At 64.9% G+C, this 19,633-nt stretch carries 16 protein-coding genes; 14 read left to right on the forward strand and 2 right to left on the reverse strand.

All coding sequences use genetic code 11. The annotated features are described in order from the left end of the window. Positions 1-122: 122 nt before the first annotated feature. Positions 123-851, reverse strand: a complete 729-nt coding sequence (gene rph, locus J7548_RS03710; protein ID WP_141915496.1) for a ribonuclease PH — start codon at positions 849-851, stop codon at positions 123-125. Between the two features lie 317 nt (positions 852-1,168). On the opposite strand from rph, the gene J7548_RS03715 reads away from it, so the two are divergent. The 4 genes from J7548_RS03715 to J7548_RS03730 all read left to right on the forward strand — a co-directional run bounded on the left by J7548_RS03715 (position 1,169) and on the right by J7548_RS03730 (position 5,354). Next, positions 1,169-2,080 carry a YicC/YloC family endoribonuclease gene (locus J7548_RS03715; RefSeq protein WP_290970488.1) on the forward strand — a complete coding sequence of 304 codons (912 nt, stop codon included), beginning with the start codon at positions 1,169-1,171 and terminating at the stop codon, positions 2,078-2,080. Positions 2,081-2,154: 74 nt separating this feature from the next. Beyond that, complete coding sequence (gmk, locus tag J7548_RS03720; RefSeq protein WP_290970490.1) at positions 2,155-2,790, forward strand: guanylate kinase; 636 nt, start codon at positions 2,155-2,157, stop codon at positions 2,788-2,790. Between the two features lie 60 nt (positions 2,791-2,850). Next, positions 2,851-3,054 (forward strand): DNA-directed RNA polymerase subunit omega, encoded by a 204-nt coding sequence (gene rpoZ, locus J7548_RS03725; protein WP_290970492.1) that lies wholly within the window; start codon positions 2,851-2,853, stop codon positions 3,052-3,054. Between the two features lie 38 nt (positions 3,055-3,092). Beyond that, positions 3,093-5,354, forward strand: coding sequence for a bifunctional (p)ppGpp synthetase/guanosine-3',5'-bis(diphosphate) 3'-pyrophosphohydrolase (locus tag J7548_RS03730; RefSeq protein ID WP_290970495.1), 2,262 nt, complete (start codon positions 3,093-3,095; stop codon positions 5,352-5,354). 82 nt (positions 5,355-5,436) lie between these two features. Here the strand turns inward: J7548_RS03730 and J7548_RS03735 are convergent, their stop codons facing one another. Beyond that, entirely contained in the window at positions 5,437-6,447 is a 1,011-nt protein-coding gene (locus J7548_RS03735; protein ID WP_290971603.1) for a LysR family transcriptional regulator, read from the reverse strand. 231 nt (positions 6,448-6,678) lie between these two features. Between J7548_RS03735 and J7548_RS03740 the strand changes: the two genes are divergently transcribed. From J7548_RS03740 to J7548_RS03785, 10 genes are all read left to right on the forward strand, one after another. After that, complete coding sequence (locus tag J7548_RS03740; protein ID WP_290970498.1) at positions 6,679-7,287, forward strand: FMN-dependent NADH-azoreductase; 609 nt, start codon at positions 6,679-6,681, stop codon at positions 7,285-7,287. A 556-nt stretch (positions 7,288-7,843) separates the two neighbouring features. Further along, positions 7,844-8,635 carry an SLBB domain-containing protein gene (locus J7548_RS03745; protein WP_290970501.1) on the forward strand — a complete coding sequence of 264 codons (792 nt, stop codon included), beginning with the start codon at positions 7,844-7,846 and terminating at the stop codon, positions 8,633-8,635. Between the two features lie 113 nt (positions 8,636-8,748). Then, positions 8,749-10,077 carry a hypothetical protein gene (locus tag J7548_RS03750; protein WP_290970504.1) on the forward strand — a complete coding sequence of 443 codons (1,329 nt, stop codon included), beginning with the start codon at positions 8,749-8,751 and terminating at the stop codon, positions 10,075-10,077. A gap of 26 nt (positions 10,078-10,103) precedes the next feature. Further along, positions 10,104-11,069, forward strand: coding sequence for a polysaccharide biosynthesis tyrosine autokinase (locus J7548_RS03755; protein ID WP_290970507.1), 966 nt, complete (start codon positions 10,104-10,106; stop codon positions 11,067-11,069). Then, a complete protein-coding gene (locus tag J7548_RS03760) occupies positions 11,042-12,340 on the forward strand; it encodes a hypothetical protein (RefSeq protein ID WP_290970509.1) in 1,299 nt (432 codons plus the stop codon). The genes J7548_RS03755 and J7548_RS03760 overlap by 28 nt, the downstream gene beginning before the upstream one ends. Before the next feature lie 9 nt (positions 12,341-12,349). Continuing rightward, positions 12,350-13,297, forward strand: coding sequence for a glycosyltransferase (locus J7548_RS03765; RefSeq protein WP_290970512.1), 948 nt, complete (start codon positions 12,350-12,352; stop codon positions 13,295-13,297). Then, entirely contained in the window at positions 13,281-14,672 is a 1,392-nt protein-coding gene (locus J7548_RS03770; protein ID WP_290970515.1) for an O-antigen ligase family protein, read from the forward strand. The genes J7548_RS03765 and J7548_RS03770 overlap by 17 nt, the downstream gene beginning before the upstream one ends. Beyond that, complete coding sequence (locus J7548_RS03775; RefSeq protein WP_290970517.1) at positions 14,669-17,098, forward strand: cellulase family glycosylhydrolase; 2,430 nt, start codon at positions 14,669-14,671, stop codon at positions 17,096-17,098. Before J7548_RS03770 ends, J7548_RS03775 begins: the two co-directional genes overlap by 4 nt. Next, a complete protein-coding gene (locus J7548_RS03780; RefSeq protein ID WP_290970520.1) occupies positions 17,091-18,521 on the forward strand; it encodes a hypothetical protein in 1,431 nt (476 codons plus the stop codon). Before J7548_RS03775 ends, J7548_RS03780 begins: the two co-directional genes overlap by 8 nt. After that, positions 18,518-19,630 (forward strand): acyltransferase, encoded by a 1,113-nt coding sequence (locus J7548_RS03785; RefSeq protein WP_290970523.1) that lies wholly within the window; start codon positions 18,518-18,520, stop codon positions 19,628-19,630. The genes J7548_RS03780 and J7548_RS03785 overlap by 4 nt, the downstream gene beginning before the upstream one ends. Positions 19,631-19,633: the final 3 nt, after the last annotated feature.

The raw sequence follows: 19,633 nt of genomic DNA on the forward strand, positions 1-19,633 counted from the left end.
GGTGTTGGCATGGCATTGCGCCGGTGCAATGAAAAACGCCATGTCGTCAGTGCAACATGGCGTTCCTATGCGATACGCGCATTGTAAAGCGATTCACGGGCAACCGCAGGATCCGGAAGCCCTCAGAGGCCCAGCGCCTGCTTCTGCAAGGTATTGAGCGTGGCGATGCCCTGCTGCGCCAGGTCCAGTAGGCTGTTCAGGGTGGCGCGGTCGAACGCCGCGCCTTCGGCCGTGCCCTGCACTTCGACGAAATGGCCGGCATCGGTCATCACCACGTTCATGTCGGTGTCGCAGTCGGAGTCTTCCAGGTAGTCCAGGTCCAGCACCGGCACGCCCTGGTAGACGCCCACCGAGATCGCGGCCACGAAATGCTTCAGCGGGATGGACTCGACCAAGCCGCGCGACTTGAGTACCGAAAACGCGTCGTAGGCCGCCACCATGGCGCCGGTGATGGCGGCGGTGCGGGTGCCGCCATCGGCCTGCAGCACGTCGCAATCGAGGTGCAGCGTGCGTTCGCCGAAGGCTTCCAGGTCGAACGCGGCGCGCAGGGCGCGGCCGATCAGGCGCTGGATCTCCTGCGTGCGGCCGGACTGCTTGCCCTTGGCGGCTTCGCGGTCCATGCGCGTGTGCGTCGAGCGGGGCAGCATGCCGTATTCGGCGGTCAGCCAACCCTGCCCTTTGCCTTTGAGGAAGCCCGGCACCTTTTCTTCGATGCTGGCGGTGCACAGCACGCGGGTGTCGCCGAACTCTACCAGCACCGAACCTTCGGCGTGCTTGGTGTAATGGCGCGTCAGGCGCACCTCGCGCAGTTGCGAAACGGCACGGGCGCTGGGGCGATGGGAAGAAGTCATGTTCGGTCCTTGTCTGTCTGCTGAAGAAGCGGCGGCGATGGCGCAAACCGCCATCGACCGCCGATTTCAATGTTTCGATAGCGCTGGGCTGCCAATTTTCTTTAAAATGCGGGATTCGATGGCGCGATGCCGCCCATCAACGGGGCCGGCCGCCATCGCAGCACTGCAGCCGCCGCGTTTTGCAAAACCGGCATTGTAAAGGATGGCGGGCCGCGTGCGCCGCCCATCCTCGCTGCGCAGCAGCACCGATCATCACCAGACCCGCCAACGCGCGGCCGCCCGTTGCGGCGGCCGGCGCCAACACACCGGAGCAGAATTTGACCATCTACAGCATGACCGGCTATGCCGTCACCACCCGCGAAACCACTGCCGGCACGGTCACTGTCGAGATGAAGAGCGTCAACTCGCGCTTCCTCGACCTGCAATTCCGCATCAACGACGACCTGCGCGCGGTCGAGCCGATGCTGCGCGAAGCCATCATGAGCCGCCTGGTGCGCGGCAAGGTGGAATGCCGCCTCAGTTTCGGCCGCAAGGCGGCCACCGGCAGCACCCAGGCGCTCAACGCCGGCGTGGTCGGCAGCCTGTCGGCCCTGCAAGACCAGTTGCGCGCCCAGTTCCCCGACGCCGCGCCGCTGTCGGTCAACGAGCTGCTGCGCTGGCCGGGCGTGATGGAAGAGGCCGAGATCAGCCAGGAAACCCTGCAGGCGGACATCCTGGCCGCCATGCAGCAGACCCTCGACGCCTTCGTCGACACCCGCGCGCGCGAAGGCGCGGCGCTGCAGGCGGTGATCCTGGCCCGGGTCGACGCGATGGAAGCCATCGTGGCCCGCATCACGCCGCTGGTGCCGCAACTGATCGAGCAATTCCAGCAAAAGGCCACCGAGCGCATGCGCGAAGCGCTCGGCCTGGCCCTGCAGCACAACGGCGCCGCGCCGCAGCTGACGCGGGAAGAGTCGCTGGAGCGCATCCGCCAGGAAGTCACCCTGTACGGCATCCGCATCGACATCGCCGAAGAACTGGCGCGCCTGTCGGCCCACCTGGCCGAGACCCGCCATATCCTGAAAAAAGGCGGCCAGGTCGGCAAGCGCCTGGATTTCATGATGCAGGAGCTCAACCGCGAAGCCAACACCGTCGGTTCCAAGGCGGCCATGAAGGAACTGGCCGACGCTTCGATGGAATTGAAGCTGCTGATCGACCAGATGCGCGAGCAGGTGCAGAATCTCGAATAAGCCGCAGTCCGGCCGCCCAGGGCCGGACAAGTCAGAACATCACATAGATAAATAACGAAAACAGCGAGGATCACATGCCAGCTAAAACCCCCACTTCCGGCAGCCTGTTCATGGTGGTCGCCCCCTCCGGCGCCGGCAAATCGACCCTCGTCAACGCCCTGCTGAAGCAGGAGCCGGCCATCAAGCTGTCGATTTCCTTCACTACCCGCGCCCCGCGCCCGGGCGAGGAACATGGCCGCGAATACTATTTCACCAATGCCGAGGATTTCCTGAAGCGCCAGGCCGAGGGCGAATTCCTGGAATGGGCCGAAGTCCACGGCAACTATTACGGCACGTCGCGCCTGATGATCGCCGACCAGATCGCCAACGGCACCGACGTGCTGCTGGAGATCGACTGGCAAGGCGCGCAGCAGGTCAAGAAGCAATTCCCCAACGCCATCGGCATCTTTATCCTGCCGCCGTCGATCGCCGCGCTGGAAGAGCGCCTCAAGAAGCGCGGCCAGGACGAACCGCATGTCATCACCCGCCGCATCCTGGCCGCCGGCGGTGAAATCGCGCACTCTCCTGAGTTCGAATATGTTATTATCAATCAAGAGTTTGCCGTCGCTTTGTCGGAGCTGACGGCGATTGTCCAGGCGGCCCGCTGCCGCTTTCCGCAGCAAGCCGCGCGCAATGCCTACCTGTTCACCCAGCTCGGTATTCACGCGTAACCGGCCAGCCGCCAGGGCATCCCAACCTTTTCAAGCAAGACCGTCATACAGGAGTTTTACATGGCCCGCATCACCATCGAAGATTGCCTCAAGCAAATCCCGAACCGTTTCCAACTGACCCTGGCCGCCACCTACCGCGCCCGCCAGTTGCTGCAGGGCCATACCCCCAAGGTCGAAGCCAAGGACAAGCCGACCGTGACCGCGCTGCGCGAAATCGCCGCCGGCAAGGTCGGCCTGGAAATGCTGAAAAAGGTTCCGGCCTGACCCCAGTCGTCCGTCCATGATGCTGATAACGGCAAAGCATGAGCCTTACCCCCACCGAATCCAAGTTATCAGCAGCATCCAGCCCCAAACGAGCCGCCGGTTCCGGCCGCCCGCCCTCCCCGAACGAAGCCGTCCCCGCCGCTGTCCATAGCGGCGTGGCGACGTTCGCCCATCTCATCCCCAAGCTCGAAGAGTACCTGACGCCGGCCGAACTGAAGAAGGTCAAGGAAGCCTATCGTTTCGCCGACGAGATGCACCTGGGCCAGATGCGCAAGTCGGGAGAGCCCTACATCTCGCATCCGCTGGCGGTGGCCGAGATCTGCGCCGAGTGGAAGCTCGATGCGCAAGCCATCATGGCGGCCTTCCTGCACGACGTGATGGAAGACCAAGGGGTCAAGAAGGAAGAATTGATCGAGCGCTTCGGCGCACCGGTGGCCTCGCTGGTGGATGGACTGTCCAAGCTGGACAAGATCGAGTTCCAGAGCCAGGTCGAGGCGCAGGCCGAGAATTTCCGCAAGATGCTGCTGGCCATGGCGCGCGACGTGCGCGTGATCCTGGTCAAGCTGGCCGACCGCCTGCACAACATGCGCACGCTGGGTTCGATGCCGCCCGAGAAGAAGCGCCGCATCTCGCGCGAGACCATGGAAGTCTACGTGCCCATCGCGCACCGGCTGGGCCTGAACAACATCTACCGCGAACTGCAGGAACTGTCGTTCGCGCACCTGTATCCGCTGCGCCACCGCACGCTGTCCAAGGCGGTCAAGGCCGCGCGCGGCAACCGCCGCGAGGTGGTGACCAAGATCATGGAGTCGGTCACCAGCACCCTGATCGCCGCCGGCATCCCGGCCCAGGTGGACGGCCGCGAAAAGACCCTGTACGGCATCTACCGCAAGATGCGCAACAAGCATCTGACGTTCTCGCAGGTGCTGGACGTCTACGGCTTTCGCGTGGTGGTGGACAGCTTCGCCAACTGCTACGTGGCGCTGGGCACCCTGCACTCCCTGTTCAAGCCGATGCCGGGCAAGTTCAAGGACTACATCGCCATTCCCAAGCTTAACGGCTACCAGTCGCTGCACACCACGCTGATCGGCCCCTACGGCACCCCCGTCGAATTCCAGATCCGCACCAAGGAAATGCATCGCGTGGCCGAATCGGGCGTAGCCGCGCACTGGCTGTACAAGGACGACGAAGGCAGCCTGACCGACCTGCAGCAGCGCACCCATGCCTGGCTGCAGTCGCTGCTGGACATCCAGAAGCAGACCGGCGACTCGGCCGAGTTCCTGGAACACGTCAAGGTCGACCTGTTCCCGGATTCGGTCTACGTGTTCACCCCCAAGTCCAAGATCATCGCCCTGCCGCGCGGCGCCACCGCCCTGGATTTCGCCTACAGCATCCACACCGACATCGGCGACCAGACCACCTCGGCCATCATCAACCACGAGCCGGCCCCGCTGCGCGCCGAACTGCACAACGGCGACATCGTCGAAATCATCACCTCGCCGACCTCGCGCCCCAGCCCGAACTGGCTCGGCTATGTCCGCACCGGCAAGGCCCGTTCGGCGATCCGCCACCGCCTGCGCACCGCCAACCGCATCGAATCGCAGGCGGTCGGACGCCGTTTGCTGGGCAACGCCCTGCACACGCTGGGCATCGATCCCGAACTGCCGACGCCGATCGTGGAACGCTTGCTCAACGAATCCAGCGCCAAGACCATGGACGACCTGTATGCCGAAATCGGCATCGGCACCCGCATGGCGCCGCTGGTGGCGCGCCATATCATGGGCATGATGGATACCGGCACCAGCGTCCCGCAGCTCGATCCGGAAGGCCATATGCTGCCCAACAAGCCGGATCCGGTGGTCATCACCGGCAGCGAAGGCGCTTCGGCCCAGCTTTCCTCCTGTTGCATGCCGATCCCCGGCGACCGCCTGACCGGCTATCTCAAGGCCGACCAGACACTGATCGTCCACACGCAGGAGTGCGAAACCGCCAAGCGCCTGCATGAGAAGGAACCGGACCGCTGGATCGAACTGGCCTGGGGCCATGACCTCAACCGCCGCTTCGACTGCCGCATCACCATCCTGACCCATAACGAGCGCGGCACGCTGGCGCGCATCGCCGCCGAAATCGGCGAATCGGACGCCAACATCGTCTCGGTCAGCATGGACGACGATGGCGGCTCCTCGATGAAATACCTGCGCTTCACCATCCAGGTCGAGGATCGCGTGCACCTGGCGCGCACCATGCGCGGCATCCGCAGGATCGACAGCGTCACCCGCATCCTGCGCGAACGGGGCTGAGCCCGGGCGCCCTGGCGCAGTCAAAAGAAAACGCCCGCTCATGCGGGCGTTTTTGCTGGTGCGAAACCGCTTCGGGCAAACCTCAAACAACCGCCTTTTCCACTCCCACACGCCGCGGCGGCGCCGACGCGGCCTTCTCCGCCCCGGCCTTGGCGGCCTCTTCCCGCGCAAAATGTTCCTGGCATATCTGCTCGCCCTTGTCGGCGATGCCGCGTTCCAGCTTATCGGCAAAGAATTCGATCAAGGCGCTGACCGCGGTAGGAAGCTGGCGGCGGTGGACATACACCGCGTACAAGCCCATCGGATCGCGCTGGTAATCCGGCAGGATATGCATCAGCGTACCGTTGCGCAGGTCCTCGGAAGCCAGCATGGTCGGCAGCAAGGCGATCCCCAGGCCGGCGCGCGCGGCGCGCAACTGCCCTTGCGCGGTATTGACGCACAGCCGCGGATTGACGCGCACGCTTTCCAGCCCTTGCGGCCCCTCCAGTTTCCAGGTGGTGTGGTGCGGCGCCTGCGACGTGGCCAGGCAGGCATGGCCGGCCAGATCGGCCAGCGTATGCGGCGTGCCGAAGAGCTCGAGGTAACGCGGGCTGGCCACCAGGCCGCGATGGCTGTCCACCAGCTTGCGCGCCACCAGGCTCGAATCCGGCAGGTTACCGCCGCGGAAAGCCAGGTCGATGCCCTCGGCGATCAGGTCGGCGCGGCCATCGCTGAGCACGAATTCCAGTTGCACCTTGGGATACAGGCGCATGAACTCATGCATCCACTCGATCGAAAAGTTATCGAAAAAGTCGACCGGCGCCGCGATGCGCAGACTGCCCGACGGCTCACCGCTGCTCTCGGTCAGGCTGGCGCTGGCGTGTTCGATGTCTTCCAGGCCCGGCGCGCAGCGCTCGAAGAATTCGCGTCCGGCCGCGGTCATGTTGAGCTGGCGCGTGGAACGCTGCAGCAGGCGCACTCCCAGTTCAGCCTCCAGCGCCTGCAGGCGGCGGCTGATGGTATTGGACGGCATGGCCAGCCGGCGCCCGGCTGCGGCAAAGCTGCCGGCACGCACGACATGGACGAACAGTGAAATATCGTTCAGATCAACCATCATTACTATCAAAAATGGATCAGTGAAACTCCATTATCGCATCTACTGCCATGAATGAAAACTGGGTAATCTTCTTCCATCGCCTCCAGCAACGATACATCGAAATCGCTCCCCCCGCTGCCGGCGCCGCATTACGACCAGCCCAAGGAATCCCCCGAGGGCAAACCAGATAAACCGATGCCCTTGCCGCGCGGACAGAAGCGCGATGGCATCCCACCGAAAGGAAAGACCATGAGCACCTTGCTGCATATCGACTCCAGCGCCCGCACCAGCGGCTCCATCTCGCGCCAGCTGACCGCCTCCTTTGCCGAGCAATGGCAAGCCAAGAATCCGGGCGGACGCATCGTCCACCGCGACCTGGCCAGCGACGCGCTGCCGCACATCACCGAAGCCCTGCTGGGCGCCTATTTCACCCCGGCCGAAAACCGCAACGCGCAGCAAGCCGAACTGATCCTGCAATCCGACCGTCTGGTCGACGAGCTGCTGGCGGCCGATACCCTGGTAATCGGCGTGCCGATGTACAACTTCGCGCCGCCGTCCACCCTGAAGGCCTGGATCGACCACGTCTTCCGCGCCGGCCGCACCTTCCGCTACACCGAGAACGGCCCGGTCGGCCTGGCTACCGGCAAGAAGGCGATCGTGATCCTGTCGCGCGGCGGCAAGTATTCCGACGGCCCGATGGAAGCGATGGACTTCCAGGGCAAGTACATCAAGAGCGCCCTGGCCTTCATCGGCATCACCGATGTCGAGCTGGTGGTGGCCGAAGGCGTGTCGATGGGCGACGAATCGGTCAAGCAAGCCCTGGCCGCCGCCCAGGAAAAGATCGCCGCGACCGTCTGATCCTTTCCGGCCATCGTCGGCCGGACCGAAATCGGGGTGAACCGTTCTGGCAACGGTTCACCCTTTTTTCATTTCCACGCCTCATGCCCTACCCGGCCGGCAGCGCTTCAATCCCCTTCTCCGGCGCAAGGCCGGCCAGGAACTTGCCGAATAACAACAAAAAGAACAAACTGATGCACCCGACCACCGGGATGGCGTAATCAATATGCCTGCCGGCAATGGCATGTGTTGCTTTCGTTCATCGCTCCTTCCGGCAGAGATTACCCAAAACGTTGCAATTAGATTAAGATAAGCGCCACTTTTCGATAAGTTTCGTCCGACCTCTGAAATGTTTTCGCAGTACTCATTGGCAGTCATCAGAAATTGACTGAGATGAAAATCAAAGAAATAGCGAGAAAATAGAGCCAAATCGTACAAACGCACAGAATTCACCCCATAGGAGTTCAATTTGCGCCGTCACCTCATGCAATGGCTAGTCGCAACGCTTCTACTGTCCTCGCTCAGCTTTGCAAGCCTGGCCCAAGTGCCCTCCGACCCCACCAAAAATGGGGAAGTCATGTCGGCGCCGCCCGGTACGCTTTCCACGCTGGGGCTTCCTTCCTCGACCGTCACCGATACCCGCGTCGGTCCCGGCGATGTGCTGCGCGTGACCGTGTTCGGCCAGCCGGACCTGTCGGCCGAGGTTGGCGTCAACGACAAGGGGATACTGACTCTGCCGTTGATCGGCGCCATTGACGTCAACGGCCTGACCACCAGCGAAACCGGCCGGAAAATCGCCCGCGCATTGCGCGACGGCGATTTCCTGAAGAACCCGGAAGTCTCGGTGGAAGTGGTCCAGCTGCGCAGCCAGATGGTTTCGGTCCTGGGCGAAGTCAGCCGCCCCGGTCGCTACCCGATTCCCGGCCATATCAGCGTCCTGGAACTGATCGCCATCTCCGGCGGCCTGACGCCGAACGCCGACCAGACCGTCACCCTGCTGCGCCGCAATGCCGATCCCAAGAAAAGCGAATCCGACCTGCGCATTCCCATCCTGCTGGGCGAAACCGGCGTGACCGACCGCAAGACGCTCGATGTCGAGATGCAGCCGGGCGACGTCATCTACGTCAACAAGAAAAAACTGTTCTACATCCACGGCGAAGTGAACCGCCCCGGCGCCTATCCCATGGAACCAGAAATGAACGTCATGCGCGCCATCTCCCTCGGCGGCGGCATGACCCAGCGCGCTTCCAAGCGCCGCATCTATATCAACCGGGAAGTGCAAGACCAGGGCATCAAGTCGACCAAGGCCGGGCTCACCGACCCCGTGCAACCCGGCGACGTTGTCTTTGTCGACGAAAGCCTGTTCTAACGGGCGTTATGGGACATGCATAACACCCGCCACCCCATCACCACCAACGACAAGGTCCCACTGTGAATCCACAGACACCTGAAACGGGCTTAAGCTCGAACCAGCTTGGCGCGATGATCTCCGCCTCGCGCGGCACCATTTTCAAGACGCTGGCCGTGATCGTCGTCGCCACCGCGACCATCACGCTGCTGATGCCCAAGACCTATACCGCCTCGTCGGACGTCTTCATCGACTACAAGACCAACGATCCGATCAATGGCCGCCTGTTCTCGCCGGTCATGGACGAGAGCTACATGCAGACGCAGTTCGACATGATCCGCAGCCAGGCGGTGGCCGAAAAGGTGATCGGCGCACTGGAACTGGAACGCACCGCCCAATACCAGGATGCCGCAAAAAGCCTGGGCGACGCCCGCGCGCATGCGCAACTGGTCAAGCGCATCAACGAGCAGACCCAGGTGGTGAAACGCAACGCCAGCCGCGTGATCGAAGTCGACTATTCTGCCGACACGCCCGAACAGGCGCGCGACCTGGCCAACGCCGTGGTCAATGCCTATATCGAACTGAGCCAGCAAATCTCCTCCAGCTCGGCGCGCTCGCGCCGCGAGCAATACAACGCCCAGCTTGAGCACCTGCGCAAGGAGGCCGACTCCATCCAGCAAAAGCTGACCAAGTACCAGCAGGAAGTCGGCATCATCGACCCCAACGAGCGCAACGACCTGGAATCGCGCCAGCTCGGCGACCTGATGACGTCGCTGATCGCGGTCCAGAATGCGCAGCAGGAAGCCGCGGCGCGCAACAAGGCCACGCAAGGCCTGCTCAACAGCGGCGTCAAGATCGACGACCTGCCTGAAGTCGCCGGGCGCACCAACATCAACGACATGAAATCCAAGCTGAGCGACGCCGACCGCCGCCTGGCCGAAGTACAGGAAGTCCTGGGCGGCAAGCACCCCAAGACGCTGGCGCTGCTTGCCGAACGCAATGAGCTGGTCGCCCGCATCAACCGCGAATCCAGGGGCGTGGTGGATGCCCAGCAACTCGATACGCGCCGCCTGCAGATGCAGGAGCAGACGCTCAAGGCCCAGGTCGAAGCGCAGAAGGCGAAACTGCTGGAGCAAAAGCAACACCGCGACACCATCACCTCGTACCAGCGTCAGCTGGAGAGCGTCGAACGCGTCTACAACACCGCCTTGCAGAAATACGATGAGATCCTCATGGCCAGCAATATCAGCACGCCGGACCTGAATGTGCTGCGCGTGGCGGAAGCGCCCGGCACCCATTCCAAACCCCTGCTGCTCAAAAATATCGCCGCCAGCATCGTGGCCGGCCTGGGCATCGGGCTGTGCCTGGCCCTGTTGCTCGAATTGAGCACCCGCCGCCTGCGTTGCCGCGACGACCTCGCCCGCAGCCTGCGGGTCCCGGTCATCGGCCACATCGGCCTCTAGAGCGTGTTCCGAACCAAAGGCTTCCCATGAACGACACCACCAACAACGATGCCGTCCAGGCCGCGCCGGCGCCCAGGTCGAACGACAAGATGGGCGCGCGCTTCATCGCCGCCGGCCTGCTCACCGAGGAACAGGTCGCCCGCGTGGTCGAGCTGCAGAACTCGGCCGGCATCCGCTTCGGCGAAGCGGCCGTGCGCCTGAACTACCTGACCGAACAGAACGTGCAGATGGTGCTGTCGGAACAGTTCAACTACGCCACCGCCCTGCTGCCGCGCGACAACCTCGACAAATCGCTGGCGATCGCCCACGCTCCCTTCGGCATGGAAGCCGAAGCCATCCGCCAGATCCGCGCCGAACTGTCGATCCGCCTGGCCGGCCCGGATGGCCAGGAAAAGATCGCCTTCGCGCTGCTCAGCCCGAACGAAAAGGAAGGCAAGAGCTACCTGGCCGCCAGCCTGGCCCTGGCGTTCTCGCAAATGGGCAAGCGTACCTTGCTGATCGACGCCAACCTGCGCGCGCCGCGCCAGCATGAACTGTTCGGCCTGGACAACAAGGATGGGCTCTCGACCGTCCTGGCGGGCCGCTCCCAACTGAGCCACGGCCAGAATGCGCCGGGGTTCCCGCACCTGCGCGTACTGTGCGCCGGCCCGACACCGCCCAACCCGCTGGAAATCCTGTTGCAGCCCGCCCTGGCCAACCTGATCGGCAAGCTGGCCGCGGACGTCGACGTCATCATCGTCGACACCCCGGCCGCCACCGCTTCGTCGGATGCGCAGACCATCGTCCAGCAGGTCGGCGCCTGCCTGCTGGTCGGCCGCCAGCACTTCACCAAGCTGGAGCAATTGCGCCAGGCCGAAACCCAGATCGGCACCGCCGGCGCGCAACTGATCGGCACCGTCTACAACCAGTTTGCCGACGAGACGATGCCGGCCAATGGCAACAAATACTGGCACCTCCTGAAAAAATGGCTGAGCGGACCGCGCCAGAGCTAAGCGGCAAGCGGCTGCTGCTGCACTCGCTGGCCTCGCTGATCGACCAGGCGCTGCTGAGCGGCCTCAACTTCGCCCTCGGGCTGGTGCTGATCCGCCTGGCGTCCAAGGAATCCTACGGCCTGTATTCGCAGATGTATGTGGCCGGCATCTTCGCCGCCACCGTGCTCGAATCGCTGATCACCGGGCCGCTGACGACCATCGCGCCCGGCCAGAGCGAATCGCAGCGCACCCATCTGGTCGCCTGCCTGCGCCGCTTCCAATTGCAACTGAGCGGCTTGCTGGCGATCCTGTTCGGCATCGCCAGCGTGGCCGTCGGCCGCTACGCCGGCGTCACGGAATCACTGCCCGCGCTGGGCATAGCCTTTGCCGTCTATGTGTTCGCCAACGCCCTGCGCGAATACCAGCGCAGCCTGCACTTCATCGAAGGCCGCCCGCGCCGCGTCCTGCGCATCGACCTGGCCTACGCGCTGGCGGTGGCGGCCGGCGTGGCGCTGCTGGTGGCCACCGGCTGCTTCACCGTTCCCGGCATCCTGCTGGTGCTGGGGCTGGCCAATGCGGTGGGCTTCTGGCGCAGCGGCCAACCCCGTCCGGCCACGCCATCCGCGCCGGAGCGGCGCGCCGCCATCGCCGAGATGTGGCAGCGCGGCCGCTGGGCCCTGCCCGGCGCGCTGGTCGCCTGGGCCACCAACTACAGCTACCTCTACCTGGCCGCCGCCTCGCTGGGCGTGGCCGCCTCGGCCGAACTCAATGCCTCGCGGCTGCTGCTGATGCCGATCTCGCTGTCGGTCATGGCCTGGTCGCGCATCGCCCGGCCGATGGCCAGCCGCCTGTTCGCCGCGCGCGACTGGAAACACCTGGATCGCCTGGCCTGGATCTCGGTGGCCGGCGTCGAAGCCGTGACGCTGCTCTACGTCGGCGTGCTATGGCTGGCGCTGCCCTGGCTGGAGACGCATGTGCTGGGCGCGAAATACCAGGGCGTGGAGCCGATGGTGCTGGCCTGGGGCGCCTACTTCGCCATCAATGCCGCCCGCTGGATCGGCTCTTCCTGGCTCACCAGCAACGACCAGTACCGCCTGCTGCTCATCAGCGGCATCGCCTGCCTGGCGGTCATGCTGGTGAGCGCGGCGCTGTTCATCCCGCGCTATGGCGCCTGGGGCGCGATCCTGGCGCTGATCGTGGTGGAGGTCTTCGACTTCATCCTGATCTGGGCAGTGTTCCTGCCGCGCACGCGCCGCCAGGCCAACCGCAACGCCAACGCCGCTGGGGCCTGAACCATGGACATGAACGCCCACGCCCCGATCGACATCAGCATCTGCATCTGCACCTTCCGCCGGCCGCAGTTGCTGGACCTGCTGCTGCAAGCCTTGAGCGAGCAGGACCGCGACGGCCTGTCGCTGGAAGTCGTGGTGGCCGACAACGACCCGGCCGCCTCCGCGCGCCCGGTGCTGGCAGACTGGCAAGCCCGCCTGCCGCTGCCGTTGCGCGCACTGCACGTCCCGGTGCCGAACATCGCCGCCACGCGCAATGCCACTGTGCATGCGGCGCGCGGCGAATGGGTCCTGTTCATCGACGACGACGAGGCGCCCGACGAAGGCTGGATCCGCAAGCTGGCGCGAGCGCAACGCGCCTTCAACGCCGATGCCGTATTCGCGCCGGTGCTGCCGCGCTACCTGGACGGCACGCCGGCCTGGCTGCGCCGGGGCGGCTTCTTCGACCGTCCGCGCTTTGCCACCGGCACCGCCATCACCACCCAGGATGCCCGCACCGGCAACGTGCTGATCCGCCGCAGCAAGATGCTGGCGCTCAGCCCGTCGCCGGATGCCGGTCCATTCGACACCGCCTTCGGCCGCACCGGCGCGGAAGACACCATGCTGTTTCGCGACATGCTGGCGCACGGCGCCGTGTTCGTCTGGTGCGACGAAGCCACCGTCAGCGAGGAAGTGCCGCTGCAGCGCGCCAACCTGCCCTGGCTGCTGCGCCGTTCCTACCGGCTTGGCCAGACCTACGTGCTGTCGGAAATCGCCCGCCTGTCGCCGCTGCGGCGCCTGGGGCGAAGCGGCTGGCTGGGCCTGCGCGCCATCGGGCAGTTTTTCATCGCGGCCGGGCTCTGCCTGGCCTGCCTGCCGTTCTCCCGCATCAAAGCCGTACGCTGGCTGCGCGCGGTGTGCGCCCAATGCGGAAAACTCAGCGCCCTGATCGGGCACCGCTACCATGAATACGGCAACTGACCCCCTCTACACGGCGCGCCCGTCCGCCTTCGGCAACATCGACCCGTTCCTGGTGCGGCTCCTGATCGTCATGAGCATGACGTTCTCGCTGCTGCCGCCCGGCTTCAACTGGGGCCATACCGATCCCTCCGGCAGTTACGCGGAAGGCTCGCTGATCTTCCAGATCGAATTCGGCTCGGTGTTCGCCATCGGCGCCATGCTGGCCTGGCGCAACCGGGGATGGAGCTGGCGACACGTGCTCCACCTCAATCCCTTCCTGATCCTGATGGTCGCCTACTGCGCCGCCACCATGCTCTGGTCACCCTACCCGATCGTCACGCTCAAGCGCGTCATCCAGCTGATCGGCCTGGTGCTGGTGGGCATCGCCATTTCGCCGCCGGTCGGCGGTCCGCAGCAATTGATCCGCACCATGCTGGGCACGCTGATGGTGCTCATGGGCATCTCCTTCGTGGTGGCGCTGGCCATTCCCAGCGTCGGCATCGACTACGAGCTGGGCGCCGCCTGGCGCGGCATCATGACGCAAAAGAACACGCTGGGCGCGATCGCCGGCCTGTGCGTCGTGTTCTGGCTCAAGGAAAGCCTGGGCCAGGTGTTTCCGCGCGCCCTGTGCTACGCCGGCATGCTGTTCGCCTTCTTCATCCTGGTCATGGCCAAGAGCAGCACCGCCATCCTGGTCGCCACGCTGGGCAGCGCCATCTACATGGTGGTGCGCAAGCGCTACCTGACCGGCCAGTTCGAAAGCCGCCGCATCGTGCTGGTGCTGGCGATGGCGGCGATGCTGGCCCTCCTGGTGTTCTATACCCTGGAGAGCCGCCTGCCCGACATCGATGAACTGCTGTCGCCGATCACCGCCATCTTCAACAAATCGACCGACCTCACCGGCCGCACCGACATCTGGCGCCTGGTGCTGCTGGAAATCAACAAGCACCCGATCTTCGGCATCGGCTACGGCGCCTTCTGGCTGGGCGAAGGCAGCCCGTCGCAATCGATCATCGACATCCTGCACTGGATCCCGCTGCAGGCGCACAACGGCTACCTCGACATCTTCAACGAACTGGGCATCGTCGGCCTGTGCCTGCTGGCGCTGGTGTTCATCTACCACATCGTCAGCCTGGTGCGGCTGACGGCATTCGACCGCGAAGAAGCCGCGATCCACTGGGCCATGCTGATCCTGATCCTGATCAGCAACCTGTCGGAAAGCGAAGTGTTCCGCGGCGTGCTGTTCCAGAACATCTTCTTCCTCTACTCCTCCACCTCCATTTCGGCGCGCCTGACGGTACATAGGATGCAACAGGAGCAGCAGGAGCAACAACGGCAGGCGCTGGCGAAACAGCAACCTGGAAAAAACCTGGAACCGAGAGGCCCGGCCCGATGAAACGCCCATCCATTGAACGCCTGGCCGCACTGGCCCTGGCCGCATGCGCATGGCAAAGCGCTGCCGCGGCGCCGGTGATGGCGACGCCGACCAGCGTGATCGGCAACGCCACATCCGCCGCGTCCGACATCCCCGAATTCCGGCGCAATGACGCCGGCATCCAGTTCTACCGCTTCGGCATCGACCAGGATGCGCTGTCGGGCGCGCCCGACCAGTCAGCCCTGAACCAGCCGCTGGACAACGCCGCGCGCATCTTCGTGCGCGGCAACCACTTCTACCGCGTCGGCCCCGACGGCCGCGCCAATACCGCCGACGATGCCCGCGTGCGGCTATATGGCATCAACCTCAGCTTCGCCACCAATTTCCCTTCGGATGCCGATGCCGCCAGGCTGGCCAAACGCCTGCGCAAGCTCGGTTTCAACGCGGTGCGCCTGCACCATATGGACACCAGCCCCGGCACCGAAGACAACCCGCCGCGCAGCCTGCTCACGCCCGGCCCCTACCCCAGCTTCAACCCCACCGCGGTGGCGCGCCTGCGTAACTTCATCGGCGCGCTCGGGCGGGAAGGCATCTACGTCAACCTGAACCTGCACGTGGGCTACCGCTTCCGCCCGGCCGTCGACCAGTTGCCGCCGCTGGACAACAAGGCGCAGGAAACCGCGATGGGCGCCCCGGTCAATGTCTACTATCCGCGCATGGTGGCCTTGCAGGAAGACTATGCGCGCCAGCTGATCCGCGCGCTGGGCCTGCGCGGCAACCCGACGCTGGCGATGGTGGAAATCAACAACGAGTCGTCCCTGCTGGCCGCCTGGCAGCGGCGCGAATGGAGCGCCGCCGTTCCCAAGGCCTATGAGCCGGAACTGAAAAAGCAGTGGCAGGCCTGGGTGATGCGCCGCTACGGCGCCTATGCCAAGGCTTGCGACACCTGGAAAACCTGCTCCGGCGACAGCGCGCCGTCGCTGCTCACGCCCATCGACGCCGACTACGCCGCCGGCAAGATTGCCCAATGGCGCGACAAGATCGGCGGCAAGCTGCAAACGATCGCCACCCGCCTGCTCGGCCCGAGCGACCCGGGCACTCCCAGCGATGCCGGCGAAGCCATCCGCCTGCGCGATTTCCTGCAATTCCTGGCCGATACCGACCGCGCCTATTTCGAACGCATGCGCCGCGCCGTGCATGAAGAGACCGATCCCCTGGTGCCGGTCACCGGCACCCAGATGAGTTACGGCGGCGCGCTCAATTTCGATTCGCAGGCCGGCATGGACTACATCGACGAGCACTTCTACATCGACCATCCCGACTATCCCGGCAAGGCCTGGGACCGCTACGACTGGCGCTTCCGCGACAGCGCCGCCAGCGGCGGCGAGCTCCGCCGCATCCTCGGCCTGTCGCTGCGGCGCGATGCGCGCAAGCCCTTCGTCGTCTCCGAATTCAACCAGCCCTTCCCCAACCGCCAGAGCAGCGAAATCCAGCCGCTGATGGCGGCCATCGCCGCCGCGCAGGATTGGGACGGCCTGTTCTTCTTCGATTACATGGACGGCGACAACTGGTCCGACACGCCGTCCGCCTTCACCCTCTCGGGCGACTGGGGCAAGTTCGCCCAGACCGGCCAAAGCGCGCTGATCTTCCGCCGCGGCCTGATGGCGCCGCTGCCGCCCCAGATCGATGTCCCTCTGCGCCAGCAAGCCCGGCTGGCGATCGCCTCTGTGCGTGACATCGGCGCATTCGACACCCACCTGGCCGTCGCCTCCGGCGTCACGCCGGAGCTGGCCTCGCAGGCCCGGGTCGCCATCGACGTCAGCGGCGCCGCCCAGGTCAAGCAGGCGCCGATCGCCGCCGACGCCCCGCTGCATTCGCCCAACGGCCAGTTCGACTATGCGCCGCTGCAGCGGACGATCGAACTGCGCACCGACCAGATGCGCGCCTTCATCGGCTTCCTGCAAACCCGCAAGAGCGGCGACGCCGCCGCATCGGTCAACCTGGTCGGCAAGAATCGCGGCTTTGCCAGCATCCTCGTCACGGCGCTGGATAACCGCAAACTGGAGGCCTCGCGCCATCTGCTGGTCAGCCTGGCCGCGGCCGTCACCGGCACCCAGGCCGGCTCTTCGCCGCAACGGCCGAAAGAGATCGTGCGCTACAAGAACGACAGCCAATGGGTGACGCTGGAAACCGACCCCGGCATTACCGGCCGCCCTTCCGGCGCCCGCGATGTCGAAGGGCCGGTCTGGATGGAGCGCACCCAGGCGCAATTGAACCTGCGCACCCAGGCGCGCCGCGCCAGCGTCTATCCGCTGGACGGCAGCGGCAAGCGCATGGCGGCATTGGGCGCCAACCGGGCAGCGCTGGCCGGCGGCGTCCTGACGATCCAGATGCAAGCCGATGCCGCCGAGGCGTCGCCGTGGTATGAGGTGGTCGTCGATGAATAAGCCGCGCACGCAACGTACACGCGCCGTCCTGCGCCTGCTGGCAGCCCTGGCCACGGCCGTTGCCGCGCTGCCGGCGCATGCGACGGCCGAATATGCGTTGCAGGCAGGCGTGAGCTGGTACCGGCTTGACAACCCGTTTCTGTTCCCCGGCAACAGCACGGATTCACTCAAGACAACCGATACCGCATGGTCCAACGACCTGCGCTTCGGGCTGTTCCTGCCGCTGCCGACCCAGCGCACCAACTTCCAACTGACCGCATCGGCCTCCAAGATGCGCTACGGCAGCAGCTTTTCCGACTACGGCAGCGCCCCGGCCGATACACCCGGCATCGGCGGCAGCAGCCTGAACTACACCAAGAAGCAGGTGGATGCCCAATACACCATGGAGTTCAGCGATTGGCTCAGCGGCCGCATCCGCCATCGCATCGACGACCGCCTGTACAACTATTTCGGCGGCCGGACGGCGATTTCCTATCCGGCCCTGGTCTCGAACGTGGAACCGGAACATCCGCACGTCCGCGAAGACGTGGCCGAAGTCGCCTACCGCTTTTCGGACCGCTTCGACCTCCCGGTCACCTTCACCCAGCAGACGCTGAGCTATGAGGTGCCGGACCGGGCCAGGATGTACAACATGAACAGCAACACCTGGCAGGCGGCCTTGCGTTATACCTCCGGCAGGAAATCGACCTACTCCGGCGGCTTTCGCCAGAGCAAGGTGAAATTCCCGGAACGCGGCATCGTCGCCAACCCCGATCCCGTCGCCGCCGTCGCCACGCCGTTCCTGAACCAGGTGGCCGACTTCGACTCCGGCTACACGGATTCGGAAATCTTCGTCGATAGCGCGTGGCGCTACACCGAGAACACCATATTCGTCGGCCATCTCGGTTCCATCTCGCGCCAGTTCAATACGCACGCCGAGCGCAACAGCAAACTGCTGTCGACCGAACTCGGGATCGACTGGCACTACACCAGCAAGAGCACGTTCTTCGGGCGCATCTGGCATTCCCCCCAATCCAACGTGGAAGCCGACAACCGCCTGTACGTCATCAATACCGGCATCCAGGGCCGCAACGTCTGGCAGGCCACGCCGAAATCCCGCTTCACCCTGCTGCTGTCGCTGGAATCCCAGAAGTTCGACAGCTTCTCGGTCAACAACGGGGTCACGGCGTTCCAGGGAACCGGCAGCGGCCAGGACAAGCTGCTGCGCATCGGCCTGCGCTACGATTACGATATCACCCGGCGCCTGGCCTTCCGCGCCGATGCCTCGCGCGAGCAGACCCGCGCCAGCAGCGGCGCCGACTATACCCGCAGCTATTTCCAGATGAGCCTGAACTACACTTTCGACAACCTCTCCGGCGCCTACACCGACGCCAACCCGATGGGCTACAACCGCGCCCGGCAACAGATCGAGGATCTCCGATGAGGCCTCCTGCCGGCGCCGCGCCCGCCTACGGCTACATTCCCGGCCTGGACGGCTTGCGCGCCTGCGCGGTGCTGCTGGTGCTGGTCGCCCACCTGGGATTCAACCAGATGATCCCCGGCGGCTTCGGCGTGACGCTGTTCTTCTTCATCAGCGGCATGCTGATCACACGGCTGCTGCTGGCCGAACATGAGGCCAAGGGCCGCATCGGCATCGGCGACTTCTACGCGCGCCGGGCGTTCCGGCTCTATCCGGCGCTGCTGGCGGCGATCGTGCTGGGGACGCTGGCCTTCAACGCCGACGGCGGCATCACCCCCTGGGGCAAGATCGCCTCGGCCTTGTTCTACTACGCCAACTACTACGGCATCTATATCCACTTCGGCCAGGGGCGCGACGGTTTCGACCCGTTCAGCATCCTGTGGTCGCTATCGATCGAGGAACAGTACTACCTGTTCTTCCCGCTGCTGTGCGCCGCGCTGGCGCCCCGCCTGCGCGCCTTTTCCCTGGCGCTGGGTCTGGGCGTGCTGGCGGTGCTGCTGTGGCGCAGCGGGCTGCACTTCACCGGCTCCAGCAGCGACCGCATCTACATGGGCACCGACACCCGCATCGACTCCATTCTCTATGGCGCCTGGCTGACGCTGATCCTGGCCAACGACAAGCAACAGCGCTGGCTGCGTTTCTCATCCGGCAAACTGGTGCAAGCGGCCTGCCTGCTGGTGCTGCTGGCCTGCTTCCTGATCCGCAACGACCATTTCCGCGACACGCTGCGCTATTCGCTGCAAGGCCTGGCGCTGATGCCGCTGGTCACCGCGATCTGCTTCACCCGCGCGATGCAGCCGCTGACGGCGGCGCTGGAATCCAGACCGGGCCGCAGAGTGGGAGCCTGGTCCTACTCGCTGTACCTCTATCATCCCATCGCCATCGTCCTGAGCGAAATCCTGTGGGGACCGGGCAGCCTCGGCGTCAGCCGGATCGGCTTGCAGAACTACCTCGGCTTCGCGGCGACGGCGCTGGCGCTGTCGTTCGCGCTGGCGACGGCGTCCTACTACGGCCTCGAACAACCCTTCATGCACTTGCGCAAGCGCTTCGGCGCGCATATCGTCAACGACTGAGGG

The sequence above is a fragment of the Herbaspirillum sp. genome (assembly GCF_017744395.1).
Taxonomy (GTDB): Bacteria; Pseudomonadota; Gammaproteobacteria; order Burkholderiales; family Burkholderiaceae_D; genus Herbaspirillum.